General features: G+C 41.2%; 23 protein-coding genes. 17 read left to right on the top strand and 6 right to left on the bottom strand.

Translation table 11 applies throughout. From position 1 onward, the window contains the following. Nucleotides 1-2 precede the first annotated feature (2 nt). Together PSH41_RS10270 and PSH41_RS10265 are read right to left on the bottom strand one after the other, a co-directional pair. The gene (locus PSH41_RS10270) at nt 3-1,082 is read right to left on the bottom strand and encodes a FecR family protein (protein WP_004588916.1); all 1,080 of its coding nucleotides are present in this window, start codon (nt 1,080-1,082) and stop codon (nt 3-5) included. Further along, entirely contained in the window at nt 1,079-1,654 is a 576-nt protein-coding gene (locus tag PSH41_RS10265; RefSeq protein ID WP_264390910.1) for an RNA polymerase sigma factor, read from the bottom strand. Before PSH41_RS10265 ends, PSH41_RS10270 begins: the two co-directional genes overlap by 4 nt. A gap of 119 nt (nt 1,655-1,773) precedes the next feature. Here PSH41_RS10265 and PSH41_RS10260 point away from each other — a divergent pair, with 119 nt between their 5' ends. Next, nucleotides 1,774-2,289 (top strand): DUF2937 family protein, encoded by a 516-nt coding sequence (locus tag PSH41_RS10260; RefSeq protein ID WP_264390911.1) that lies wholly within the window; start codon nt 1,774-1,776, stop codon nt 2,287-2,289. On the opposite strand, the gene PSH41_RS10255 is transcribed toward PSH41_RS10260, so the two are convergent. Continuing rightward, nucleotides 2,269-3,156, bottom strand: a complete 888-nt coding sequence (locus tag PSH41_RS10255) for a LysR family transcriptional regulator (protein ID WP_024032599.1) — start codon at nt 3,154-3,156, stop codon at nt 2,269-2,271. The genes PSH41_RS10260 and PSH41_RS10255 overlap by 21 nt on opposite strands. A 120-nt stretch (nt 3,157-3,276) precedes the next feature. On the opposite strand from PSH41_RS10255, the gene PSH41_RS10250 reads away from it, so the two are divergent. From PSH41_RS10250 to PSH41_RS10215, 8 genes are all read left to right on the top strand, one after another. Further along, nucleotides 3,277-3,927, top strand: coding sequence for a peroxiredoxin-like family protein (locus PSH41_RS10250; protein WP_273589915.1), 651 nt, complete (start codon nt 3,277-3,279; stop codon nt 3,925-3,927). Then, the gene (locus tag PSH41_RS10245; protein ID WP_273589914.1) at nt 3,927-4,694 is read left to right on the top strand and encodes a haloacid dehalogenase type II; all 768 of its coding nucleotides are present in this window, start codon (nt 3,927-3,929) and stop codon (nt 4,692-4,694) included. Before PSH41_RS10250 ends, PSH41_RS10245 begins: the two co-directional genes overlap by 1 nt. Nucleotides 4,695-5,075: 381 nt before the next feature. Beyond that, nucleotides 5,076-5,684 (top strand): PilZ domain-containing protein, encoded by a 609-nt coding sequence (locus PSH41_RS10240; protein WP_054982349.1) that lies wholly within the window; start codon nt 5,076-5,078, stop codon nt 5,682-5,684. Between the two features lie 57 nt (nt 5,685-5,741). After that, nucleotides 5,742-6,797, top strand: coding sequence for an agmatine deiminase family protein (locus PSH41_RS10235; RefSeq protein WP_273589913.1), 1,056 nt, complete (start codon nt 5,742-5,744; stop codon nt 6,795-6,797). Beyond that, complete coding sequence (locus PSH41_RS10230) at nt 6,794-7,687, top strand: carbon-nitrogen hydrolase (protein WP_273589912.1); 894 nt, start codon at nt 6,794-6,796, stop codon at nt 7,685-7,687. The genes PSH41_RS10235 and PSH41_RS10230 overlap by 4 nt, the downstream gene beginning before the upstream one ends. A 51-nt stretch (nt 7,688-7,738) precedes the next feature. Next, nucleotides 7,739-11,212, top strand: a complete 3,474-nt coding sequence (gene mfd, locus PSH41_RS10225; protein ID WP_273589911.1) for a transcription-repair coupling factor — start codon at nt 7,739-7,741, stop codon at nt 11,210-11,212. After that, entirely contained in the window at nt 11,212-12,048 is an 837-nt protein-coding gene (locus tag PSH41_RS10220; RefSeq protein ID WP_064386480.1) for a peptidoglycan binding protein CsiV, read from the top strand. The genes mfd and PSH41_RS10220 overlap by 1 nt, the downstream gene beginning before the upstream one ends. Nucleotides 12,049-12,065: 17 nt before the next feature. Then, on the top strand, nt 12,066-12,317 hold the full coding sequence (locus PSH41_RS10215; protein ID WP_004588905.1) for a hypothetical protein: 252 nt from the start codon (nt 12,066-12,068) through the stop codon (nt 12,315-12,317). A gap of 67 nt (nt 12,318-12,384) precedes the next feature. Here PSH41_RS10215 and PSH41_RS10210 read toward each other — a convergent pair whose 3' ends face one another. The 3 genes from PSH41_RS10210 to PSH41_RS10200 all read right to left on the bottom strand — a co-directional run bounded on the left by PSH41_RS10210 (nt 12,385) and on the right by PSH41_RS10200 (nt 17,766). After that, nucleotides 12,385-13,737: a hypothetical protein gene (locus PSH41_RS10210; RefSeq protein ID WP_024032591.1), complete on the bottom strand. Its 1,353-nt coding sequence runs from the start codon at nt 13,735-13,737 to the stop codon at nt 12,385-12,387. 103 nt (nt 13,738-13,840) lie between these two features. Next, entirely contained in the window at nt 13,841-16,423 is a 2,583-nt protein-coding gene (locus tag PSH41_RS10205; RefSeq protein ID WP_029774528.1) for a TonB-dependent receptor, read from the bottom strand. A gap of 917 nt (nt 16,424-17,340) precedes the next feature. Further along, a complete protein-coding gene (locus PSH41_RS10200; RefSeq protein ID WP_054982344.1) occupies nt 17,341-17,766 on the bottom strand; it encodes a hypothetical protein in 426 nt (141 codons plus the stop codon). A 339-nt stretch (nt 17,767-18,105) separates the two neighbouring features. Here PSH41_RS10200 and ccoN point away from each other — a divergent pair, with 339 nt between their 5' ends. The 8 genes from ccoN (at nt 18,106) to PSH41_RS10160 (ending at nt 25,293) form a co-directional block, all read left to right on the top strand. After that, entirely contained in the window at nt 18,106-19,539 is a 1,434-nt protein-coding gene (gene ccoN, locus PSH41_RS10195) for a cytochrome-c oxidase, cbb3-type subunit I (protein WP_004588826.1), read from the top strand. A gap of 12 nt (nt 19,540-19,551) precedes the next feature. Next, nucleotides 19,552-20,226: a cytochrome-c oxidase, cbb3-type subunit II gene (gene ccoO / locus PSH41_RS10190; RefSeq protein WP_256850593.1), complete on the top strand. Its 675-nt coding sequence runs from the start codon at nt 19,552-19,554 to the stop codon at nt 20,224-20,226. A 5-nt stretch (nt 20,227-20,231) separates the two neighbouring features. Beyond that, nucleotides 20,232-20,417 (top strand): CcoQ/FixQ family Cbb3-type cytochrome c oxidase assembly chaperone, encoded by a 186-nt coding sequence (locus PSH41_RS10185; protein WP_004588824.1) that lies wholly within the window; start codon nt 20,232-20,234, stop codon nt 20,415-20,417. Further along, nucleotides 20,414-21,448, top strand: coding sequence for a cytochrome-c oxidase, cbb3-type subunit III (gene ccoP / locus PSH41_RS10180; RefSeq protein WP_054982343.1), 1,035 nt, complete (start codon nt 20,414-20,416; stop codon nt 21,446-21,448). Before PSH41_RS10185 ends, ccoP begins: the two co-directional genes overlap by 4 nt. Nucleotides 21,449-21,589: 141 nt before the next feature. Beyond that, the gene (locus PSH41_RS10175) at nt 21,590-22,081 is read left to right on the top strand and encodes a FixH family protein (protein WP_004588822.1); all 492 of its coding nucleotides are present in this window, start codon (nt 21,590-21,592) and stop codon (nt 22,079-22,081) included. Nucleotides 22,082-22,089: 8 nt separating this feature from the next. Continuing rightward, nucleotides 22,090-24,465 carry a heavy metal translocating P-type ATPase gene (locus PSH41_RS10170; RefSeq protein WP_248451145.1) on the top strand — a complete coding sequence of 792 codons (2,376 nt, stop codon included), beginning with the start codon at nt 22,090-22,092 and terminating at the stop codon, nt 24,463-24,465. After that, nucleotides 24,462-24,629: a cbb3-type cytochrome oxidase assembly protein CcoS gene (ccoS, locus tag PSH41_RS10165; RefSeq protein ID WP_002963071.1), complete on the top strand. Its 168-nt coding sequence runs from the start codon at nt 24,462-24,464 to the stop codon at nt 24,627-24,629. Before PSH41_RS10170 ends, ccoS begins: the two co-directional genes overlap by 4 nt. Then, nucleotides 24,622-25,293: a sulfite exporter TauE/SafE family protein gene (locus PSH41_RS10160; RefSeq protein ID WP_273589910.1), complete on the top strand. Its 672-nt coding sequence runs from the start codon at nt 24,622-24,624 to the stop codon at nt 25,291-25,293. The genes ccoS and PSH41_RS10160 overlap by 8 nt, the downstream gene beginning before the upstream one ends. Nucleotides 25,294-25,346: the final 53 nt, after the last annotated feature.

Genomic DNA, 25,346 nt, shown 5'->3' with positions numbered 1-25,346 from the left:
TCTTATGATTTAGTTTGCTGTGTTAGGCTCACCATATGTTCACCTAAACGCTCATGCTCAATTGCAAAGTTAGTCTGTAAACTCTCAAGTAGCCCCTCAACATCGCCAGCTTTAAATACACCCGCCACTTTTATATTGGCAAGCTCATCGCTTGAAAGCTCAAAACGCGTAGAGGTGTAGCGGCTCACTTCATTTAATGCATCGCTTAAATGCTCACCATTAAAAATTAACATGCCATTTTGCCACGCTAAATCACGCTGTACATCATCCACAGAAAGCTGTGTGATAGGTTTAGTAATGCTTTGCTCTATAATTGCTTTTTCACCAGAGATAACAATATTGGCATTGATTTTACGTACTTTTTTAGCGTTATTATCAGCCAGTTGGTAGTCTTTAAAATCGTTGGCACTTACCGCAACACTTGGGTCGGTGATCATCACTTTACCTTCGGTTACAACCAGCTCTAAATCAGAAGAGGTATTGCGTTGTACATTAAATACAGTACCAAGTGCCGTAAAGCTCTTATCGCCAGCCATCACACTAAATGGGCGCGATGCATCTTTTGCTACATTAAAACGCCCTTCACCCTTACTCAGTAATAACTGACGACGCCCTTTGCTATAAGCTACCTCTAATAGGCTATTCGTGTTTAATTGCACTATGGTGCCGTCGGGTAAAACATACGTGGCTTGTTCGCCCACCTTCGTTGTATAAATTTTGGTGTAATTTATTTTAGCCAGCTCTTCGTTGTAGCCGTTTTCAAGGTTAATTAATAAGTAACTACACACCATTAATGCTGCAAATAAGCTCGCGGCAATGGCACTAGAAAACGCCCATCTTTTTTTCTGGGGCTGTTTTACACTTCTATGCGGAAATAAACTGCTTAACTCGTTTAATACGGCCAATTCATCCCATAGCTGCGCAAGTTCGTAGACGGCATCTTGATGGGCGGTACTTTGCATCATCCACAGCTTAAATTGCTCTTTTTCAATTTCGCTTAAGCCCCTATCAATTGCGCTGATCCATTGGCAGGCTTTTTCTAAAATTAAATCTTTTGATGTAAATTGATGAACATTACTCATTTTGCTGCCCTCTCAATTGATAGAGCCGAATTACAAGCAGAATTATGTGCCGCAGATTGGTTATGATTTTGTTCATGTTCTTTCATGTATAACATGGTTTGTAATAAACCTTTGGCAATGTGTTTTTCTACTGTGCTTTCACTTAATTGCATGTGCTGGGCGATTTCTTTTTGGCTCATACCGTACACTTTTTTAAATATAAAACATTTACGGATAGAAGAATTTAGTTGATCCGTTGCTCTGCAAAAAAGTAAAAAACGCTCTTTTGAGGTGTATTCATCCTCAAGTTGTGAGGATTTAAGCAGCGGGGGTAATTCTGCGTCGTGCTCTAACGAGTCATTAAACTTGTTATCCCACTTGGCTATATGATTAAGCGCTAAGTGCTTTGCAGTTTTAAGCATGTAACTGCGTCTAAACTGAATATCTTGTTTTAAATCAGCTTCGTAGCTTTTAATAAAGGTTTCTTGCACAATGTCTTCTACGTCATCGGGCTGTACAATACGCGACACAAAGTGTTTTAACTGCTTAGTGATATCAACAAACGTTGATGTCATATTTACTTTGGTAGTCATCCTTAACATAGGCCTATTGTTATTTTTATTACCGATAGATTACGAGTTTTTGGCATAAAAACAAGCGCAAATGTTAATTTAGCGTTGTTTAGGTGGGTTTTGAGTAAACAGGAGATCAAATGAGTAAATTATTAGATTACATAAGGCTCAGTTTTTTTGCAGCAGGTTTACTATTAGGGGTACAAATACCGGCCTTTGTAAGCGACTTTGGGCACGCTTTAGATGCACATTTAATTGAAGCGAATAACGCATTAGCCCCGTTTAAAAAAGATGCTCAAAACTACTTTAACAACGATTTAAACAAGTTAATTACCCACTATGAAAATATTGGTGATGATATTGTTGGTAAAGGGGCTACCCATATTAAAAGCCTCAATAATCGCCAGCACTCTTTACAAGCGGCAGTTAATAACTTTAACCAATCGCCCTATTTATTTACTTTAACCAGCGACTTTCTCACCATTAAAAAGCAAGTATGGCAACGCTTTGAAGGGCAAATAGTGTTAAAAAAAGACTCCATAATAGCAGCGCTAGTTAGCGCCATTATTATTGCTATTTTTGCTGAGTTTATTGGCTTTGTAACCTTATTCATTATTAAGCGCGGGTATTACCGCTTATTCATAGCTGGCAAATAAAGACTTCATAAACTCATAAAACACCTCGGTTTTACGGGTTGTTAAGCTATTTTGAGGCCGTAAAAACCACACCGGCGCGTCGCTTTGGGCCATTACATTGGGCATCACCTCTACTAAGTTTCCGGCACTTAGCTCATCGTTAATCGCAATTTTAGATTTAATAGCTATGCCATGTCCGGCAAGCGCTGCTTGCGTCATGTTATCGGAATTAGAAATAGTAAAGCGCGTTTTGGCATTAAAGGTGTGTATTTTATTATTTTCATCATACAGCTTTAACTGCCTTTGCCAGGGTAAACACACCCAATAGTGCGTGCTCAGTTCGCTTAGTGTACAAGGCATACCATGCTTTTTTATATAACTTGGCGCTGCACATAAAATACGGGAGTTGTTGACAATTTTGCGAGAAAGCAGGCCAGAATCGGTTAATTGCCCTACTCTAATTGCCACATCTTGTGCATCATCGACCACATTGACAAAATGATCAGTAATTAAAAAGTCGAGCTTTAGTTGCGGGTATTGGGTTTCAAACTCGGTCAACTTAGGCATAACATACTTTGAAAAAACCCACGGTGGCATAGTCACACGTAATAACCCGCTCACCGAAGAGCTTCGTGCGCCAATGCTGTGCTCTGCATCGTGCAAGGCTTCTATAATAGCCCCTACACGATGATAAAATAGCTCACCGGCGGGCGATAACCTCACTCGTCTGCTGTCTCTAAACACTAACACGGTTGAAAGCTCGCGCTCGAGCTTGCTTAGCCTGTGGCTTACTGTTGCCGGCGACAAACGTTGCTCACGCGCAGCTGCAAGCACTCCTTTATTTTCTACGACGGCAATAAATGTTTCTAGGTCACTTAAATTATACATACATTTGGCTAGGCAGTTTTTAGTATTTAATATTTTCGAATGAAGCTTTCAGTTTTGCAATATATATTTAAATAACTAAAACACCCATAATCGCCATACAGTTATATTCGAGATTTAATAATGAGTTTAAAATCACAGATTGATGCCTATAACGTGCAAAAAGAAGCGAAGCTACCTGGCGATGTATTAGCCCTTATGGCGCAGACAAATGAAGAGCTCATTGCTCAGCATATAAAAGATAATGCGCTACAGGTAGGCGCTAAAGTAAGCAATTTCAGCTTAAACAATCATAGCGCTGAGCAAGTTGAGCTCGCTGATTTATTAAATAATGGCCCGGTAATAATTAGCTTTTACCGTGGTAACTGGTGTCCATATTGTAATTTAGAGCTAAAAGCACTTAATGATCACTTACCCGAATTTAAAACGCACAATGCGCAGTTAGTTGCGATATCACCACAATTACCCGACCAGACGTTATCTAGCGCACAAAAAAATGCCCTTGAATTCGATGTGCTTTCAGATATTAATAACAAGGTAGCCGAGCAATTTGGTTTACTGTTTACTTTAGATGAGCGTATTGTGGCGCTTTATAGCCAGTTTGGTATTGATTTTGAAAAGTACTACGGCAATAAAAGTTATACATTACCTTTACCAGCAACCTATGTAATTAACCAAAAAGGCATAATTACGTATGCCTTTTTAAACGAAGACTATACCCTACGCGCAGAGCCTACTGATATATTGGCAGCCCTTGAATCGGAGCAACACTAATGTCTATTTTAAAATCGTTAAAAACCCTTACCCTATCACTTCTTGTTGGTACTAGCCTTGCCTCTGGCTACGCTATGGCTGAGGAGCCACAAGCGCAAGTAAAACCTAAAGTACTTATTTTTGATGTAAACGAAACCTTGTTAGATTTAACCTCCATGCGCGCCTCTATAGGCAAAACGCTTGGCGGGCGTGAGGATTTATTACCACTTTGGTTTTCGACCATGTTGCATCATTCACTCGTTGATACTGTAAGTGGTAATTACCACGATTTTGGTCAAATTGGCGTTGCATCGCTGCGCATGGTTGCCAAAAATAACAACATAGCCATTACTAATGAACAAGCAAAAACAGCCATTGTCACCCCGCTTTTAACCCTACCTCCTCACAAAGATGTGAAAGAAGGACTGGCAAAACTCAAAGCACAGGGCTATAAGTTAGTAAGTCTGACAAATTCTTCAAACAAAGGCGTTAAAGCCCAGTTTGAGAGCGCTGGATTAATGTCGTTCTTTGATGCGCGTTACAGCATTGAAGATATTAAAATTTATAAACCAGACTTACGTGCCTATGAGTGGGTGTTAACAAAATTAAATGTAAAAGCAAATGAAGCAATGATGGTAGCGGCGCACGGTTGGGATGTAGCAGGTGCTAAAGAAGCCGGGTTACAAACAACCTTTATCGCCCGCCCAGGTAAAACACTTTACCCACTGGCAAAAAAACCAGACCACGTTGTGAAAGATTTACATGAATTAGCCGCTCTACTTAAATAAGCACTCCCAGCGCTAATTAATCAATACCCAAGCGGCCGATGTTAGGATGACATTGGCCGCTTTTTTATTAGGGCGTGTTGATTTTTAATAGTTGAATTTGCAGCAGTGTGGTTGGTTTTTAGGCAAGGCAGAGCCTATGAAGTGTAGTTATTTTACATAAATAGGCGAAACGCAGTAGCAGTTATCATGTCCACTAGGTTACAAACCTCGCGCCGCAATTTAAACGCCCCTAGATTGAACAAATTTCAATCCGCAAAGTTCAACACACCCTAATTAACATTCTTAAAAACTGGCTTATAAACAAACCATTTAGCATTTTTATCTGCTAGCAATTTACTCCCCACAACGCTACTATTTAATGAATACGCAGTGGAGATAATTATGAACAGTCAAAGATTAAGCGAATTTGAAGAATACTTTCAAATAAACGAAAGCATTCGAGTAAACTTATTTGCTGTAGAAAATCAGTTAGTGCCGCAATCTCAACTCGCGCTTGAAGACGACATACCTCCTCTATTTAAGCTAGCTAACGAAGTCAGTGAGCTTGAACAGGCCTCTTTAAGACCCCTTAGAAACTTAGGCGATTTAGCACAAGAGCTGGCGGCTTTTTTACAAGCACAGTCGCGTAAAATTGATTTAATAATGAGCCACATTTTAGCATCAGAGCAAGCGCAAGATAACGCCATCCAGTGCGATAGCTACGGCGGAGGCGGCATTCGCTTTACTTCGCCTGATGTATACGCAATAGGCCAAGCATTTAGAACAAAGCTATTTTTGCACCACGAAGCCTCAGCCGTTTACTGTTATACAGAAGTTGTGGCCGTTGAAAAACAAGACAGCGAACACTACCAATACACATTACTGTTTACTGCAATAAGAACCACAGACCAAGAATTAGTTGTCAGAGCCAGCTTACATGCACAAACACGCCAGCTAAAAAAACGCCAAGAACTCGAGCAAATTGACGATGATTCTAGCGGCGATAAATAGCTGACATATGCATGTAAAATGCTAAACTAGCGCCACCGTAATTTGTATCAAAACTTCATGAACTTTAGACTTTTACCTGAATGGGCTGAGCAAGACGCCGTTATGCTTACTTGGCCCCATACACAGACCGACTGGGCTGATACGCTTGAACGCGTAGAGCCTGTTTATGTTGAGCTTGCAACACATATCACAGCCGTGCAGCAGCTTGTTATTGTTGCCCATAACACGGCGCTTAAAAGCCACATTACTGCCTTGCTAACAAAAGCGAATATAAACTTAAGCCACGTGCACTTTGTTGTTACACCAACAAACGATACCTGGGCACGCGATCACGGCCCTATTACCTGCGCAAATATTAACGACGCTCGCCAACTTAAAATTTACGACTTTATCTTTAATGGCTGGGGTAATAAATTCGAAAGTGCCCTCGATAATAAAATTAACGCAGTACTGGTAAACCAGCTAAGTAATCCAAACACTGATTACCAAGCCCTGAATGTGGTACTTGAAGGTGGCGGCATTGAAATTAACGAACACGGTGTGTTGCTTACAACCAGCGAATGTTTACTGAATAAAAATCGCAACCCCGATTTATCATCAGGCGATATTGAGTCAATTTTAACAACACATTTAGGCGCAACTGACTTTTTATGGGTAGATCATGGCTACTTAGCCGGTGACGATACCGACAGCCATATCGACACTCTGGTACGTTTTGCCCCCAATAATACACTTGTGTATGTTAAGTGCGATGCTAAAGAAGATGAGCACTTTAACGCATTAGATGCGATGGAAAAGCAGCTGCAAAGCTTTAAAACGCAAAATAATACCCCATATACGTTAATTGATTTGCCGTGGCCAAAACCAGTGTTTGATGATGACAACACCCGTTTACCTGCAACGTACGCAAACTACTTGATTATCAATAATACGGTTTTAGTCCCGACGTATAACGATGACAACGACGCACTGGCGCTAGCGCAAGTTCAAAAAGCATACCCAGCGCACACTATTATTGGCGTTAATTGCCTACCTATTATTGAACAATTTGGTAGTTTACATTGCATTACCATGCAATTACCTCGTGGATTTTTAGCTGGAGCAGCACAATGACAAGCCCTGCAAAATTAACCGTTGCCTTAGTGCAACAAACTAGCAGTGATAACGCCTGCCAAAATATGGCAAAGACGATTGCTGGCATTCGTGATGCTGCTAAGCAAGGCGCACAGCTTGTGGTATTACAAGAGCTGCATCGTAGTCTGTATTTTTGCCAAACAGAAGATGTGGATGTATTTGACTTAGCCGAAACAATTCCGGGCCCAAGCACAAATACACTGGGCGAGCTTGCTAAAGAGCTAGGCATCGTTATTGTGGCTTCACTGTTTGAAAAACGTGCCACTGGGCTTTATCACAATACCGCGGTGGTACTTGAAAAAGACGGCACCATTGCGGGTAAATACCGTAAAATGCACATTCCTGATGACCCTGGCTTTTACGAAAAATTTTACTTTACCCCAGGCGATTTAGGCTTTGAGCCAATTCAAACCTCAGTAGGTAAATTAGGTGTTTTAGTATGCTGGGATCAATGGTTCCCTGAAGCGGCCCGTTTAATGGCCATGGCTGGCGCAGAGGTATTAATTTACCCAACAGCAATAGGCTGGGACCCACGTGATGATAACGCAGAGCAAACACGCCAAAAAGACGCATGGGTAATAAGCCAGCGTGCGCATGCGGTTGCGAACGGCGTACCCGTTATTAGCTGTAACCGTGTAGGGCACGAAAACGACCCTAGCGGACAAAGCGAAGGTATACAATTTTGGGGTAACTCGTTTATTGCAGGCCCTCAAGGCGAAATGCTCTCAGAGGCGAACAATACTGATGAGCAAATTTTAGTAGTAGAACTTGATCAAAAAGCCTCTGAAAACGTAAGACGTATATGGCCGTACTTACGCGACCGCAGAATTGATCACTATCAAGACTTAACAAAAATTTACCGAGACTAAATAACTGCATGGCGTTTGTGAGCAAACGCCAACTAAAAAATGGAGCACTAAATGGCGTTTGAGCAATGGGCAGCCTTGCCGTGGGTAAAATCTCAAAAAGATAAAATTCAATGGGGGCAGCTAACTGGCAGTGCACTAAGTATAGCCATTGCAGAAGGTGTAAAACAGCAAAACGATTTAGTGCTTATTGTTACGCCAGATACGCCAAGCGCATTGCGACTTGAAACCGAGCTCGAATACTTATTGCCAGATAACCCGGTAATGGTATTTCCTGATTGGGAAACCTTGCCGTATGACCATTTTTCTCCGCACCAAGATATTATTTCAGCGCGCTTAGCCACTTTAAACACTTTAAAAAACGAGCAGCAAAGCGTACTTATAGTGCCTGTATCTACGTTAATGCTACGTACTGCGCCTGCTTCGTTTATTTATGGCTCTACCCTTAATTTTAAAGTAGGCGATAAACTCGACACCCATAACCTGCGCAGTAATTTAGAACAAGCAGGGTATTTAAACGTACAACAGGTAATGGAGCACGGCGAATACGCAATTCGTGGATCTATTGTTGATTTGTACCCAATGGGCAGTGTGCACCCATTTAGGCTCGACTTTTTTGACGATGAACTCGACTCTATTCGTTTATTTGACGTAGAAACCCAGCGCTCAGATGAAAAAGTAGAGAAAATTGAGTTACTTCCCGCGCATGAATTTCCAACCAACGAAGCAGACGTTGAGCGTTTTAGAATAAATTATCGCGACAAATTTGGGGCCAGCTCAGAGCAAGACTCTGTTTACATGCAAGTAAGCAAAGGTACTTGGCCTGCCGGTATTGAATACTACATGCCGCTGTTTTTTGAAAAGCTTGCCACCATTTTTGATTACTTGCCAAACACCACTACGGTTATGCAACTAGGTGATTTAGAACACGCCGCAGATACCTTTTGGCACGATGTAAACGTACGCTACGAAAACCGAAAAGTAGATCCCCTGCGTCCACTACTGGCGCCCAGCGAGTTGTATCAACCTATTAATGAGTTGTTTTCTAATTTAGGTGAATTTGCACGAATACGCTTATCGCAAGCTAAATTACCCACTAAAGCAGGCAATAAAAACTTAAATGTGAGCGAGCTGCCCGCAGTAAGAATCGATCATAAACAACACGAACCCTACGGCGCATTTATTAACTATGTGGCAGAACAAAAAAAGAAAAAAAGCCGTATTTTATTAAGTGTTGAGTCTGATGGTCGCCGTGAGTCTTTATTAAGCGTGCTTAAGCCAAGCGGCTTAAAGTTTAAAGAATTTGAAAGCTTACAGCAATTTACACAAAGCCAAAGTGATGTTGGCTTAATTGTAAGCCCTCTTGAGCAAAGTGTTGTACTGGGCACAAAACCTAGCCTTTCTATTATTACCGAGCAAGAGCTGTTAGGTATTAAGGTGTCGCAACGCAGGCGCCGTAAACATAAATACGAAGCAAGCCAAGATGCGCTAATTCGCAACTTAGCCGAGCTTAAAGAGGGCCAGCCAATTGTGCACCTTGATCACGGTGTTGGTCGCTATCAAGGCCTGCAAACAATTGACGCGGCAGGGGTAATCACTGAGTTTGTTACCATTACCTATGCCAGTGAAGCAAAACTGTATGTGCCGGTATCGGCACTGCATATGCTAAGCCGTTATTCGGGCGGTGAAGAAGCAAGCGCCCCGCTTCATAAACTTGGCTCAGATGCCTGGGAGAAAGCCAAAAAACGGGCCGCCGAAAAAGTACGTGATGTAGCCGCGGAGCTGTTAGATATTTACGCACAGCGCCAAGCAAAACCAGGTAATAAATTTGCACTCGATGGGCAAAGCTATCGCCAATTTAGCGACAGCTTTCCATTTGAAGAAACCGACGATCAGCGTAATGCTATTGAAGCCGTACTTGGTGATATGCAATCAAGACTTGCTATGGACCGTTTAGTGTGTGGTGATGTAGGCTTTGGTAAAACAGAAGTGGCTATGCGTGCCGCGTTTGTAGCGGTTAACGATAACAAACAAGTAGCCGTGTTAGTACCAACCACCCTGCTGGCTCAGCAACATTACGAAAACTTTAAAGACCGCTTTGCCGATTTCCCTATCGAAGTGGGAGTGTTGTCGCGCTTTAATTCAACTAAAGAGCAAAAAGATACGCTTGAAAAAATGGCCGACGGTAAACTTGATATCGTTATTGGAACGCATAAGTTAATTCAGCAAGATATTAAATTTAACGACTTAGGTTTACTCATTGTTGATGAAGAGCACCGCTTTGGTGTGCGCCAAAAAGAAAAAATAAAGTCATTACGTGCTGATGTAGATATATTAACGCTTACTGCAACGCCTATTCCGCGTACTTTAAATATGGCGATGAGCGGCATGCGTGATTTATCAATTATTGCCACCCCACCTGCTAAGCGTTTAGCAGTTAAAACCTTTGTACGCCAACGCGACAGCGACTTAATACGCGAAGCCATACTGCGTGAAATTAAACGCGGCGGCCAAGTGTACTTTTTGCATAACAATGTTGAGACTATTGAGCGAGTCTCGCAAGAGATCAGCGAATGGGTGCCAGAGGCTAGTGTCACCTCTGCTCATGGGCAAATGCGCGAGCAAGAGCTTGAGCAAATAATGACAGACTTTTATCATCAAAAATACAATGTACTGGTATGTACCACCATTATCGAAACCGGTATTGATGTGCCTACTGCTAATACTATTATTATGGACAGAGCCGATAAACTTGGCCTTGCGCAATTACACCAATTACGCGGTCGTGTTGGGCGAAGCCACCACCAAGCGTATGCTTATTTATTAACCGGCGATGCTAAAGCACTTTCTAAAGATGCCTCCAAACGCTTACAAGCAATTGAGTCGTTGGAAGATTTAGGCGCAGGTTTTGCCCTTGCTACACATGATTTAGAAATACGTGGTGCGGGTGAGCTATTAGGCGACGATCAATCAGGGCAAATGCAAACTATTGGCTTTAGCTTGTATATGGAAATGCTAGAGCAAGCGGTTAATGCCCTTAAAAATGGTAAAGAGCCAACGCTTGAAAACCTGCTTCAGCAGCAAACTGAAGTTGATTTAAAACTCCCTGCCTTACTACCTGATGATTACATACACGATGTTAATGCGCGTTTAGGTATGTACAAGCGCATTGCAAGTTGTGCTAACCTTGCCGATATGGACGAATTACAAGTAGAGCTAATAGACCGCTTTGGTTTATTACCTGATGCCACTAAAAACCTATTTAGTATGCAGCAACTAAAAATGCGTGCTAGCGATTTAGGAATTACAAAAATAGAGGCAAACCCTAAAGGGGGCTACTTTGAATTTAGCCAAAATACGAAGGTTAATCCTAGCTTCATCATAGGCTTGATACAAAGTGCACCCCATGTGTACAAAATGGATGGCGCAAATAAATTGCGCTTTGCGATTAATGAGGTAAACCCTCGTGAACGCTTAAAAATGGTCACTGCAATGATTGCAGATTTCGAAAAAAAGGTTAGCCATTAATGTTGCTAAAAAAATCGCTTATCGTGTTATGTTGCTTATTTAGCAGCACCGCATTTGCAGAACGTTGGTTTGAAGTAGAAGTGCTGGTATTTAAACAGCGCCCTGCCCCCTATTTACAAGAAGACTTTAGCTTAAAGCACGAGCCCATTAAGGCGAAAAATACGTTAGAGTTACTCACTCCTTTATACACAGAGCAAGCTATGCAGGCATGTATAGATGGCGATAGTCGCTTTCAAAAACGCTCGTTTACCGATTCTTTAGTTAATGCCAACCCACAATCGGGTGTGTGTGATAACAGTATCGACTTTATGAAAAGTTACGACGAGTTGCCCGTTACGCCATTAGCACCGGCACAAGATACGATGGATGAGCCCTATTTACTCGCACCTGAGCAATTACAATTTACTGCCCAGCGCCGCGCTTTAGACAGAAAAGGTTTAGCCCCGCTACTGCATACTGGCTGGCGCTTTGAAGGGGCAAGTAAATCGCGTGCGCCAAGCGTACATTTAATTTCTGGTGATCATATAAAACGCGACGTTAACACTACGCCTAATTATTCAAATCCCGACTTTATTAGCTTAGTACAAAGTAAGCCACAGCTATTTGATACCTCAGAGCAGCCCCTAAGCTATTGGGAGCTAGATGGTTTATTTAAAATACATTTACGCCACTACCTTTACATAACCGCTGATTTTGACGTAAACGAAAAACTACCTAATGGGGATATAGAATCGGCCCGCTTTTCACAATTTAAACGTGTAATTAGTGGTGAAATCCATTATTTTGATCATCCTCGTATGGGCATGATTGTACAAATACGAAAGTATAAACACTAAATCAATAGGACATAACAATGAAAAAACTCCTGATCATCGCAGCAACGCTAAGCCTGGCAGCTTGTTCAAAAGTAAGCCTAGAAAACTACGAAAAAATTGAAGTTGGCATGGATAAAGCCGAAGTAGAAGCTATTTTAGGCTCTGCTGATAACTGCGTAGAAAAAACCCTACATACTAATTGTGTATGGGGTGATGAGTCTAAAAACATTGAAATAACACTCGTTTCAGACAAGGTAACTATTTATTCTAAGCACGGTATTACACAGTAATACTACGTTAAATTAGGTAAATTTACATGACACTAAGGGATAGCCGTTGCTACCCCTTTTTTATTTTCTATTTTTTAGAGTAAATAAGTTCAATATTAACTATTTTACTGCGATTGAGGGTTATTTTGTAACGCTGGTATAAAGTTCTTTCCTCGTCTTTTAGTACCATCACCAAATTTAACTGGTAGCGCCTTTCAACCGCTTGCTTTGATATTTTATTACCATCTAAATGATACAGCTTGCCCTCGCCGCGTTTTAAATACCGTGCAAAGGGCGCCAAATTAAAGCGCATACTTTGCTGTAGAGTATCGTAACCTGGTAAAAACTCTTTAGCAGAAACACGTGTTTCACTGGCAAAATGCAGCCACTGCGCGGCTAGCTTGTTTTGCTGACGCCTTTTTGAAAATATTGTTTTTACTTCACTAGGGATTTTTTTAAAACGCATATACTCAAGCCACACAAACTGACTTGCAACGCGGTCTTTAGTGATGCTGTTTTTAAATACAAACCGCCATTTAGGACGCCCGCGAACAATAGCGCGCCAAATTACCCGCGTAATGTCTTCTTTAAATATTTCTCGCAAGCCGTAAATAACCCCTAATATTAAAATAAGGGTAGCGGTCACTTCGGTAAAGGTTGAGCGTGCGTTAAGTATAACCACCATTACAAATGCCATAATGACAGCTGTAACCGTGCCTTTTACTAAACGCTTTAGGTAACTATTTAAATAACGCGTATTGCGATGCAAAATAACGCCGTGCTCTATTAGGCGCTGCAGTAAACGCATTTTATTTGTAATGCGGTTACCATCTTGCAACGTGGTTTCTGAGTTGTAATTTTGCTCAAACCGGTATGTATTTTCGTTTTTACAAAATTGCAGTAAGTCGTTGCGCTCTTTCGCAAAGTCACTGCTGCGCGGGCCTTCATCTAATAGCTTTAAAAACGACTGCTCAACATGCCAACTTAAATAGTTATCGGCATTGGTGTAAAACGGCACCAGCTTTTCATCATCGGGGGTATATCTGCGCAGCTTTTTTAGCAGCCCTTCACTTTGCTCAAACAGCTCTTGTGCACGGGCATAAAAAGCATCCACTTCTTGAATCTTTAATGCATCTTTAATATCAGCGTCGAGCGCTAAACGCACCTGATAACAGTACAAATTAAGGTTTTGGCGGTAATCTTGTTGCTCACCTTTGTTTTTACTAACAAAGCGGCTACGCACTAAGGGTAAGTGTATGTTTTTAGCGTTATAAGCTAAGTGCGATTTAAAGTGGTTATTAAAATAAGACTCTTCACTGAGGGTTTGCACGTTTATACCCATTTCATTGGGTATAGAAAAATACAGGTCGATACGCTGCTCAGAGCGAGGGGATAACTCTGGTTCTATGACAAAAGATAAATTTTCGTCTTGTTTTATCAAACAACTCTCCTTTTATTGAGTGTATAAGTGTACTGGTCTCCTTAATTTTGTTCAATAAAAAAGGCCCAGTAAACACTGAGCCTTAATACGATTAATGTGCTAATTAAAACTTAACGTTTACACCAGCAAATACACGGCGACCTAGTACATCGTATGTGTACGGGTCAGTGTTAGAATCGTTGTTACCTGTGTAGTAAGGAGGTTGCTTATCAAATAAGTTGTTAACACCTGCTGTTACTGACACAGTCTCGTTAAAGATGTAAGCACCGCTTATGTCATGGTATACAACTGAAGGCGTTGTAGGCGCATAACATGATGACTCATCACCTTGACAGCTGTAGCTATCCATTCCTGCAATGTAGCGTGCTTTGTAGTTTGCGTTCCAAGCGTCGCCTTTCACAGTTAGTTCAAAGTTAGCTTTAACATCTGCATAACCACCGATACCAGAAGTAATTAAACCAGCGTAATCAATGCTTGATTCAACAACATCTACTAGGTACTCGTCTAGGTAAGTAACATCTAGTGATGTATTCCACGCAAGACCAGCTGCATCAAATGTGTAGTTTAAGTTTAAGTCGTAACCTTTAGTTTGCTCGTAACCTACGTTTTGTAGTTGGTTATTAAAAGCAATACGGCCAGTGCTTTGGTTAAACGATACCGCAGCAGAGCTACATAACGCAGTACTTTGGTTAGCTAATGAACCATCTGTTGCTAAACAAGAGTCAACAATGTATTGGTTGTTAACAGTAGCAATTGCGTTTTCAATTTCAATGTCGTAGTAATCTAACGTCATTGAGAAACCTTCAAACCACTCTGGCTCGTACACAATACCCGCAGTTAGCGTATCAGCTTCTTCTGGCGTTAATTGGTCATTACCACCAACAGTTACTTCTGCTTGGTCTTGTGCACCAGGGAAGCTAACTTGTTCAAACGAAGGTGAATTACCTGAGTATAGCTCAGCTACTGTAGGCGCACGGAATGCTGTAGAGCGAACACCACGTAGCATTACTTCGTCGTTTACACGCCAAGTTAAACCAAGTTTCCATGTTTCGTCAGAACCAAAAGTACTGTAATCGAAAGCACGGATTGCAGTGCTTAGTTCAACGTTTTGCGCTAAGAACGCATCGCTAACTAAAGGAATTGCAAGCTCTAAGTACGCTTCGTTTACGTCAAAACGACCGCTTGTAGGCTCAACACGTGGGTCGTTTGCAAGACCTTGTGATGTGATTGAATCTGGGATGTACCATGCTTTTTCTTCACGGCGCTCAACACCAGCAGCAAACCCTACGTAACCTGCAGGAAGTTCCATTACTTCACCAGCTAATGATGCAGTGAACATTAGTAATTGGCTACCACCTGAGTTTTGCTCAGTGTAAACGTAATCGCTTAAGTTCTCAGCAGACCAAGAAGATTGCATAAGTGGGTTAAAGTCACCCGCTTCGATTGCATCTTGGATAGAGCCCATGTTGTGAAGGTTGCTTAAACGGTCAACTGAATCGTTACGACCAAAAATTACAGACACATCCCAATCGTAGCCACTGTCAAGGTAACCTGCCGCACCTACTACAGTACGCACAGTGTCAACAACTTGTGAGAAATCACGAGTACCTGTGTCTGTCATACGACGACCGTAAGAAACTTCATCACCGTAGTTAATATTGTGGCTTGTTAGTGAATCGCCCATTTCTTCAGTGTAATCAAAGTCAAACCATACTGGCTGTGGTGCCATTTGTTGCTCTGACCAACGCTTAGAGTATGTAAATTCTGAGTATAAACGCGTGTCATCTGTTAAATCGAAGCTACCGATACCTGTAAGGTTTAAACGACGCATAGGCGTGTATAGGTAGCTGTCTGATGAGTAGTTGTACGCATCATCAGAACCAAAGTCATGCCAACCGTTGTCTGCTTGACCTTGTAGTGATTCATCACCTGACCATACGTGGCCATTTGGCGTGTATGAAGAACCAGAACAGTAAGGTGCACTGCCGTCGCCATCTTCTGTTAATGGACAATCAGAGAAGCTACGATCTGCTTGAGATGCGTCACCACGGTCAGTGTACTGAAGACCGATTACAACGTTACCACGACCAAAGCTACCACCCATAGTGATATCGAAAGACGTTTCATCAGCATCACCTTCTGTAGTGATTGCAGATTTAACATTTAAGTCTAAACCTTCAAAGTCATCTTTTAAGATGATGTTTACAACACCTGCTACCGCATCAGTACCGTATACTGCAGATGCACCATCTTTAAGTACTTCAATGTGCTTGATCATTGAAACAGGAATAGTGTTTAAATCAACAGTAGAGGCAGCACCTGTGCCTGAGTTGATCATACGGCGGCCATTTACAAGTACTAGTGTACGTTGTGAACCTAAACCACGTAAATCGATAGAAGCATTACCACCAGAACCATTATTGATACCTGGGTTGGTCATTGCACCACCAGTAGCAGTCATTTTTTGTAATACGGCATCAACCGAAACTGCGCCGGTTGCAGCAATGTCATCTGCACCGATTAAAGTAACTGGGCTAGCGGTTTCCATATCTGCGCGCTTAATGCGAGAACCCGTTACTTGAATTTTTTCAATAGCGTTTGCGCCATCTTCGGCCGCTACTACTTGCATACTTGAGAACATTGGGATTGCTGCGATTACAGCTAAACCAAGAGTTGATTTTTTCATGAATAAACCCTACTTGTTGGAAATTTACCTTGATTGGTAATGCTCACTTTTTATAAGAATTGTGAGTCAGGGGGGCAACTTAGGCTCAGTTAACTGAACAAAAACTTAATGAAAGATCATTATATATACAACACCAAAAAAGAATAACCAAAAGAGGTACAAAGGTTATAACTTGTTGCAGTGTTAATAAAAAAAAACAATTAAAAATCATGCAAATAGAACCAACATAAAGCAATTAAAACACACCTGAAATCAAAGTTATGCAGATTGTAATCAAATGTAATCAATGGATAAATATACCCTTTTTAGAAAAATTAACATATTAATCACAGCGCATTAGTAAAACCGTAAAGCTGTAATAAAATTAATAACCATAAATATGCAGATTTACCGCTTAAGTAGTCTTATTAAGCTATTTATTTAGTCTTTTTGGTAATATTTTTTGTTCAGCGAGACTTCAACGTTTGCTCGGATCGGGAGGAGTTATTTGATTTAGCAAATCATTAGAGGGTCTTAATTTGAGGGCGTTTAACTTTATTAAAATAGTTATCATGAAACTAAGCAGGATCTACTTTTACATGCTCGGTAATGCAAGCAATACGCTTTTACTATAAACAAGTAAAATACACCCTATTGGCATAAGGCAATTCACTCTATAACAAGAACGAGTAAGCACACCAACATAAAACAGATGAGAATGAAAAAAAAGGTTACAGCATACAAGGCAGCAAAGAGGTTTAAATGTGTTAGTGCTTTAAATACAATTTTATACACTTGCTATTGCAGCGCTACATATATAAGACGTACCGCTAAATAGTAATGCCTTATTATAGGAATAGCTTATTATAGTAATACCTAATTAATAGCTGACTTTTGTTATGCGCCAGCTAAAAAAATGATTGGCATGAAAAGGTTTCTTAATACGTTACGTAAAAATTATAAAAGTGAGTGATTTGCTCACCAGTTTGAACATTGCTTAAATTAAGCACCAGTTGCCACAGCATATTTTTCTCAGAGCATATGCCCACCATAGTGTCACTTTTATAAATAGTTGCTTCTTTAGTGAACTTTTGCGGAATAAAACCCATATACATGGTTATACTTTCAAGCTTAGCGTTATCTATTTTTAGGTGGGCGGGTAAATCAAGGTAAATACTAAAGGGGGTTTCGGGGGTAATATTTTTATCACTTAACCATACTTTAACACCGGTATTATAAATACAGCGCTGATTCGTGTCGCAATTTGTTTTTAACAGTGCTTTTTGATCTTTTTGGTTGGCATTGTCACAGCCTGTTAATACAAAAAACAGCATTAAAAACAAAGATAATCTATATATATGCATAACAAATCCGCGCTAAATAAAAACAAATCTTAATTAGCATGCTTTGAAATAACAATAGCCAGTGTGATGTTTGGTTAATATAGGTACAATCTGTATCAAAAAATAAACAACAAACTCACAAACTTTGATTGATGTCATAATTTTATGTAATTGACCTATCTTTTTTAGGCCAAAAAATTTATCATTTCACCCGCAAAAAATAAGGGTTTCTCGAGTTTGTTTTCTGAAGCATTCAGGCTTTGAACGTTTTAGGTAATACGCTTGGGGAAAATAGTAGGCCCCACTTTAAACGGTGGGTAATTCATTTCTAAACGCATTTATTGCAGCGGAAGCCAGAAAATGAGCCAAACAGTAGCATCACAAACTGAGTATAACTATAAAGTTGTACGCCAATTCGCTATTATGACAGTGATTTGGGGCATCGTTGGCATGAGTATTGGGGTTCTGATTGCTGCCCAATTAGCTTGGCCAGCACTTAACTTTGATACACCATGGTTAACATACTCTCGACTACGTCCGTTACACACGAACGCAGTAATTTTCGCATTTGGTACCAGTGCACTTTTTGCGACGTCTTATTACGTCGTTCAACGTACTTGTCAAACGCGCCTTTTCTCAGACAAACTCGCCGCTTTCTCTTTTTGGGGTTGGCAGCTTGTTATTGTATTAGCCGTAATTACATTACCACTGGGTATTACTAGCTCTAAAGAATATGCAGAGCTTGAGTGGCCAATCGATATTTTAATCGCGGTAGTATGGATAGTTTACGCAGTGGTATTTTTTGGTACGCTGATCAAACGTAAAGTATCGCACATCTACGTTGCTAACTGGTTCTACGCTGGCTTTATTATTACTGTTGCAGTGCTACACATTGTAAACAGCATGGCAGTGCCTGTGTCGTTAACTAAATCATACTCAATCTACGCAGGTGCGGTAGATGCAATGGTTCAGTGGTGGTACGGTCACAACGCTGTAGGTTTCCTACTAACGGCTGGTTTCTTAGGTATGATGTACTACTTTGTACCAAAGCAAGCAGGTCGCCCAGTTTACTCTTACCGTTTATCGGTAGTTCACTTTTGGGCACTTATTTCACTTTACATTTGGGCAGGTCCTCACCACCTTCACTACACTGCGCTTCCTGATTGGACGCAAAGTTTAGGTATGGTTATGTCTATTATCCTGTTTGTACCGTCTTGGGGTGGTATGATTAACGGTATAATGACGCTTTCTGGCGCTTGGCATAAGCTACGTACCGACCCAGTACTGCGTTTCTTAGTTGTTTCATTGTCTTTCTACGGTATGTCTACGTTTGAAGGCCCAATGATGGCAATTAAATCTGTAAATGCATTATCTCACTACACAGATTGGACTATTGGCCACGTACACTCAGGTGCACTAGGTTGGGTTGCGATGATTTCAATTGGTGCTATTTACCACCTTATCCCTGCGTTATTCGCACAAGGTCGTATGTACAGCGTTAAATTGGTTAACACGCACTTTTGGTTACACACAGTAGGTGTTGTACTTTACATTGTTGCAATGTGGATCTCAGGTGTTATGCAAGGTCTAATGTGGCGCGCAGTTAACTCTGACGGTACATTAATGTACAGCTTTGTTCAGTCTTTAGAAGCATCACATCCTTTCTATATTATGCGCTTTGTAGGCGGTGTATTCATCGTTACAGGTATGTTAGTTATGGCTTACAACGTTCTGCGTACAATTTCAGCTGAGAAAGAATCACTGAAGTTAGACGCGCAAGCACAATTAGCATAACGGAGTGAGATGATGAGCAATAAAAATTCACAAAACAAACATGAAATAGTAGAAAAGAACGTTGGCCTAATGGCTATTCTGACTGTTTTTGCTATTAGTTTTGGTGCATTAGTTGAAATTACTCCGCTAATGTTCCAAGACGATACAACAAAGCCTGTAGAAGGTTTGCGCCCACTTAACGCGCTTGAAATGGAAGGCCGTGACATTTATGTACGTGAAGGTTGTTATAACTGTCACTCACAAATGATTCGTCCTTTTCGTGATGAAGTTGAGCGTTACGGTCACTACTCTGTAGCGGGCGAATCAGTATGGGATCACCCTTTCCAATGGGGTTCTAAACGTACTGGTCCTGACCTTGCACGTGTAGGTAACCGTTACTCGGACGATTGGCATTATGCACACTTAGTTGACCCACGCGCCGTGGTTCCTGAGTCGAACATGCCAGGTTTTCCTTGGTTAGCAGAGACAAAGGTTGATACCAGCCTGACTCTGAAAAAACTACAAATTTTCCGTGATACTTTTGCTATCAACCCAAAAAACCCTAAACACTTGGGTTTAGGTTATGGCAGCGACGAAGAGCTACAAGCAGATGTTGATAAAGTTAACGCTATGAATAACGGCGAAGGCGCAACAGAAATGCAAGCCCTAATCGCGTATTTACAGCAACTTGGCACCCACTTGAAGTAATTATTATGGATTACGGAACATACAGAGGCATTTTGACTCTGGTAATTTTAGTATTGTTTATTGTGATTGTTGTATGGGCATACAGCAAGCGTAGCAAAAATCGTTTTGATGACGCTGCTAATGCCATTTTCGAAGATGAAAAAAAACATAACAACACACTCTCTAACGAGGAAAAGGAGTCTGAAAAATGACTAGCTTTTGGAGTATTTGGGTTATTGTATTAACCCTAGCCTGCTTAATCATCATTTTTAGCTTATTAGTTTGGAACCTTAAAAACTATGCTGGCGTAAAAGAAGGTGAAGACTGCGGACATGAATATGACGGCATTACCGAACTAAATAATCCACTCCCAAAATGGTGGACGTACATGTTCTTCGCAACATTTATTTGGTCGGTATATTACTTAGCAGCTTATCCAGGTTTAGGTAACTGGGAAGGCTTAGGTAAATGGACAAGCTCTAACCAAGGTATTACCTCTTTAGCGGAATCTAAAGAAGCCACGGCTAAAGCAAAAGAAGAAGGCCGCTATGTAAAGCTTGATAAAGAATACGAAGCAGCACAAGAGCGCTTTGGTCCTATTTTTAACAAGCTTGCACAAGTACCAGTATTAGATTTAGTTAACTCTAAATTTGAAGGTGATGCAGCGCAGCAAGTAGCCCTTGAAAATGGCGAAAAGCATGAACAAACAGACGGCCAGTTAGCACTTGAAATTGGTCAGCGTTTATTCTCGCAAAACTGTGCGCAATGTCATGGTTCAGATGCACGTGGTGCAACAGGCTTCCCTAACCTAACTGATAAAGATTGGTTATACGGTGGCTCACCAGACAAAATTAAAGAAACGCTTCTTTATGGTCGTGTAGCCGCAATGCCTTCTTGGAGTGCAGCACTTGGTGAGCAAGGCGTTAAAGAAATGACAGCGCACGTACTTAGCTTGTCTGGTCGTACTGTTAACCAAAAAGATGCCGCTGCGGGTGCCGCTAAGTTTGCGATGTGCGCCGCGTGTCACGGTGCAGATGGTAAAGGCTCTGTTGCACATAACTTACCGTTTGGTGCACCAAATCTTACAGATAACATTTGGTTATACGGTGGTTCTCAACGCGCTGTTGAAGAAACCCTTAACCATGGCCGCGCCGGTGTAATGCCAGCATGGAAAGACATTTTAGGTGAAGATAAAATTCACCTGTTAACTGCCTATGTTTACAGTTTATCGCAAGATAAATAAACACCGAGTTAACTATTAATTAATCTTTTTATTTCAACAGATTAATCCAGATCAAAAAAGCCTCCAGTCGGAGGCTTTTTTTTAGTCTTTTACAAATATTTGCTATAAAATAGCCCTACCTAAACTAATTTTAGAGCAACTATGCAACCTACTCCGTGGTATAAAAATTTTTGGCCTTGGTTTTTAATCTTTTTTCCGCTAGCGGCCATTATTGGGTGCATAACCTTAATTATTACTGCTGTGGGCAACGGCCCAGATATGGTGGTTGATGATTACTATAAAAAAGGCAAAGCAATAAACTTAGAACTTACTAAGTTTGAAAAAGCCAAAGCACTTTTTTTACATGGCAAGCTTAATGTTACAAACGAGCGTGCCAGTTTTGCCTTTACCAAAGGCGATTATAGTAACGTACACGCTTTAAAGCTGTCTTTTTATCATCGCACCATCAAAGCGCATGACTTTGAAGCAACGCTTACCCCTAATGCAAATAAAGAATTTACTGCCCTTTTAGATAACTACACACCAGGTGCTTACTCTGTATTTATAGAGCCGGTGGATGGTAGTTGGAAGTTAAAAGAAAACATTACTCTTCCTACAGAGCAGCCTTTGTTAGTTACCCCAAATTATAAGTAGCCACCACTATGAGCGTTTCTTGCTTTCATTGCCTTGAAAGTGTGCCAAATGGATTTCGCGCAACCGTAACAATAGATAACACGCCACAGCCTATGTGCTGTATTGGCTGCCAAGCAGTTGCGCAAAACATTGTTGACCAAGGCATGACCGACTATTACAAATACCGCACCGTACGCGCTGGTAAAGTAGAGCAGTTAGTCCCTGAGCAACTCGCGTTTATTAAAAGCTACGACAACGAAGACATACAAGATGAGTTTATAGCCACAACCGATAACTTATCCCAAGTACTTTTAAGTGTTGAAGGCATTACCTGCGCCGCGTGTGCATGGCTTATCGAAAAGCAATTACTTAGCTTAAAAACGGTAAAGCGCGTTGATGTTAATACCTCAACTAACCGTGCCATGATCCAATGGGATAAAACCCAAACCCCGCTAAGCGAAATTATTACTTCCTTAGCCAAAATTGGCTATAAAGCTTACCCGTTCCAAGCCGATGACGAAGCCCAACAAAAGCAACAAACAGCAAAAGCCTATATACGCCGCTTAGGTGTTGCAGGGCTGATGACCATGCAAGTGATGATGTTTGCCTTTGCCATGTACTTTGGCATGTTCTCGGGTATGGATAATAACTTTGAGCAATACTTTAGGTGGATAAGCCTAGTGCTTGCCTCCCCCGTTATTTTATACAGCGCATTACCCTTTTTAACTAATGCTATTAATGGCTTAAAAGCAAAACAGTTAAATATGGACTTACCCGTTTCGCTGGCTATTTTTGGTGCGTATAGCGCCAGCTGTTATGCCACATTTATGCAAGTAGGCGAAGTGTATTTTGAATCGGTATGTATGTTTACCTTTTTATTATTATTAGGTAAATACCTTGAGTTTAGAGCCCGATTAAAAGCCAGCGAGTTTACCGCCAACTTACAAAAGCTGCTGCCTTTAACCGCCCGCACCCTTGATGATAATGGCCAAGAGCATATTATTGCTGCTAAAAAACTTAAGCTTAATGATGTTGTACTCATAAAAGCTGGCGAAACTATCCCCGCTGACGGAGAGCTTATCAAGGGGCAAACAAGCGTTGATGAGTCGATGATGACCGGTGAGCATCAGCCCGTTAATAAGTTTATTGGCCACAATGTGTATGCCGGGTGTGTTAATCACGATGGCGTAATAGAAATAAAAATAAATAAAATTGGCCAAAACACCCTACTAAACCAAATTATACACTTACAACACACTGCGCTTACCAAGCGCCCTAAACTGGTAGAAATTACCGATAAAGTTGCCCAGTGGTTTATTGCCTGCTTGCTAGTTTTTGCCTCTATAACGGCCATTGGCTGGTACCAAATTGACCCAGAGCACGCATTTTGGATCACTATTTCTGTATTGGTTGCCACTTGCCCTTGCGCACTTAGCCTTGCTATACCTACCGCATTAACATGCGCTGTAGCCACGCTCACCCGCAAAGGGGTGCTAATTAAACAAGCACATGTGCTCGAAACCCTCTCGCAATTAACGCTGTTTGCCTTTGATAAAACAGGTACCCTCACACAGGGTAAATTTAGCTTAGATGCCATTGATATACTCGATGACACAATCTCTAAAGAGCAAGCGCTTAATATTGCAGCCCAGTTAGAGCGTTATTCTGAGCACCCCATAGCCAGTGCATTTAATAAATACGCCACCACCGAGCTTGCCCTTACAAACATTACTGTACACCCAGGTATGGGCATTAGTGCACAAAGCGCAGATGAACATTACGCTATTGGTAAAAGCGGCTGGTTTGACAGTAAAAAAACAAATGCCCAAGCAAGCCTATTTATAAATAAACGCGTAGTTGCTCGTTTTTACTTTATAGATAAAGTAAAACCCGGTGCCAGTGAGCTTATAAGTACCTTACAAGCACAAAACTTAAGCTGTCATATGCTCACAGGCGATGCATCAGATGCTGGGCAAAAAATAGCAAAACAATTAAAGCTCAACAGCAGCCAAAGCGCCCTGTCGCCTAAAGATAAACAAACCGCCGTGGAGCAATGGTCATCACAAAACGAAGTAGTTGCCATGGTAGGCGATGGCATTAACGACAGCCCAGTATTTGCCAGTGCCCATTTATCCATTGCAATGGAAACCGGAGCCGACATTTCTAAAAACAGTGCCGATGTAGTGCTGTTAAACAGTGATTTAGCCTCAATTGCGCACCTACTCAATGTTGCCAAGCAAACCAGGCGAATCATTAAGCAAAACCTGACGCTGTCTTTGTTGTATAATGCTTCCATTTTACCGCTTGCAGCGCTTGGGCTTGTTGCCCCGTGGATGGCCGTTATTGGTATGTCTGCCAGCTCAATTATTGTGATTAGTAATTCACTAAGGCTTTTAAAGTTATGAGCATAATTTATATTTTAATCCCGATTGCCATATTATTTGTGATTATTGCCATTGGCGTGTTTTTTTGGGCCGTTAAAAGCGAGCAATTCTCTGATTTAAACAAACAAGGTCATAGTATTTTGTTTGAAGATGATAAAGAACAGCACAACAAAAGTAATGATTGACCCACTTTACACCAGCGCCTTTTTAATGGGCTTAATTGGTAGCGGGCATTGCCTTGCCATGTGCGGTGGTATTGCCAGCTCATTGCAATTGGCCAGTAACAAGCGCCAATCTGTTATTTATTCATTTGCTTATAACATTGGCCGAGCCTGTAGCTACATGCTGGCTGGCGCACTCGTTGCGGGTATAAGTAGCCAATTTGCAAAGCAAAATACGTTTTTTTCTGTAACCCTTTCATTCATTGCGGCTATTTTTATGCTGCTGGTAGGCGTGTATATAATGCGCTTAGGCCCCACTTTGCAATGGCTTGAAAAAATAGGTAAAACACTTATTTGGCAGCATATTGTTAAGCTTAATAAATATTTAATGCCGGTAGATTCAACAGCTAAAGCATTGGGTTACGGCGCGTTGTGGGGGTGGCTACCCTGTGGTTTGGTTTATTCAGCGCTCACATGGGCAATGACCAGCCCTAGCGCATTTGATGGTGCCTTAGTGATGCTTTGTTTTGCGCTTGGCACCTTTCCGGCCATGATCACCTTAGGCCTGGCCGCCCAAAAACTTAATAGTGTTATTAACCACCCATGGACGCGAATTGTGTTAGGCAGTATTATAATTTGGTATGGTATGTACCTGTTGATCATTGCCATCGACAAACTAGTACATTAATCGTCAGCGGCATTAAGCCACTTGGTTTATTTTCATTGCTGTGTATAAAATTA

This window comes from Pseudoalteromonas sp. CST2, from assembly GCF_028599385.1.
Taxonomy (GTDB): Bacteria; Pseudomonadota; Gammaproteobacteria; order Enterobacterales; family Alteromonadaceae; genus Pseudoalteromonas; species Pseudoalteromonas atlantica.
Note: the sequence above shows the minus strand (reverse complement) of the source record. Positions and strands in the feature narration are given on the sequence as shown.

Excerpts from the sequence above, each read along its gene's own strand:
- ccoO (WP_256850593.1), top strand. The coding sequence starts at position 19,552 with ATGAGCAATAAAAATTCACAAAACAAACATGAAATAGTAGAAAAGAAC.
- ccoP (WP_054982343.1), top strand. The coding sequence starts at position 20,414 with ATGACTAGCTTTTGGAGTATTTGGGTTATTGTATTAACCCTAGCCTGC.
- ccoS (WP_002963071.1), top strand. The coding sequence starts at position 24,462 with ATGAGCATAATTTATATTTTAATCCCGATTGCCATATTATTTGTGATT.
- PSH41_RS10205 (WP_029774528.1), bottom strand. The coding sequence starts at position 16,423 with ATGAAAAAATCAACTCTTGGTTTAGCTGTAATCGCAGCAATCCCAATG.
- PSH41_RS10265 (WP_264390910.1), bottom strand. The coding sequence starts at position 1,654 with ATGACTACCAAAGTAAATATGACATCAACGTTTGTTGATATCACTAAG.
- PSH41_RS10200 (WP_054982344.1), bottom strand. The coding sequence starts at position 17,766 with ATGCATATATATAGATTATCTTTGTTTTTAATGCTGTTTTTTGTATTA.
- PSH41_RS10185 (WP_004588824.1), top strand. The coding sequence starts at position 20,232 with ATGGATTACGGAACATACAGAGGCATTTTGACTCTGGTAATTTTAGTA.
- PSH41_RS10240 (WP_054982349.1), top strand. The coding sequence starts at position 5,076 with ATGAACAGTCAAAGATTAAGCGAATTTGAAGAATACTTTCAAATAAAC.
- ccoN (WP_004588826.1), top strand. The coding sequence starts at position 18,106 with ATGAGCCAAACAGTAGCATCACAAACTGAGTATAACTATAAAGTTGTA.
- PSH41_RS10250 (WP_273589915.1), top strand. The coding sequence starts at position 3,277 with ATGAGTTTAAAATCACAGATTGATGCCTATAACGTGCAAAAAGAAGCG.
- PSH41_RS10160 (WP_273589910.1), top strand. The coding sequence starts at position 24,622 with ATGATTGACCCACTTTACACCAGCGCCTTTTTAATGGGCTTAATTGGT.
- PSH41_RS10215 (WP_004588905.1), top strand. The coding sequence starts at position 12,066 with ATGAAAAAACTCCTGATCATCGCAGCAACGCTAAGCCTGGCAGCTTGT.
- mfd (WP_273589911.1), top strand. The coding sequence starts at position 7,739 with ATGGCGTTTGAGCAATGGGCAGCCTTGCCGTGGGTAAAATCTCAAAAA.
- PSH41_RS10255 (WP_024032599.1), bottom strand. The coding sequence starts at position 3,156 with ATGTATAATTTAAGTGACCTAGAAACATTTATTGCCGTCGTAGAAAAT.
- PSH41_RS10245 (WP_273589914.1), top strand. The coding sequence starts at position 3,927 with ATGTCTATTTTAAAATCGTTAAAAACCCTTACCCTATCACTTCTTGTT.
- PSH41_RS10260 (WP_264390911.1), top strand. The coding sequence starts at position 1,774 with ATGAGTAAATTATTAGATTACATAAGGCTCAGTTTTTTTGCAGCAGGT.
- PSH41_RS10270 (WP_004588916.1), bottom strand. The coding sequence starts at position 1,082 with ATGAGTAATGTTCATCAATTTACATCAAAAGATTTAATTTTAGAAAAA.
- PSH41_RS10175 (WP_004588822.1), top strand. The coding sequence starts at position 21,590 with ATGCAACCTACTCCGTGGTATAAAAATTTTTGGCCTTGGTTTTTAATC.
- PSH41_RS10220 (WP_064386480.1), top strand. The coding sequence starts at position 11,212 with ATGTTGCTAAAAAAATCGCTTATCGTGTTATGTTGCTTATTTAGCAGC.
- PSH41_RS10235 (WP_273589913.1), top strand. The coding sequence starts at position 5,742 with ATGAACTTTAGACTTTTACCTGAATGGGCTGAGCAAGACGCCGTTATG.
- PSH41_RS10230 (WP_273589912.1), top strand. The coding sequence starts at position 6,794 with ATGACAAGCCCTGCAAAATTAACCGTTGCCTTAGTGCAACAAACTAGC.
- PSH41_RS10170 (WP_248451145.1), top strand. The coding sequence starts at position 22,090 with ATGAGCGTTTCTTGCTTTCATTGCCTTGAAAGTGTGCCAAATGGATTT.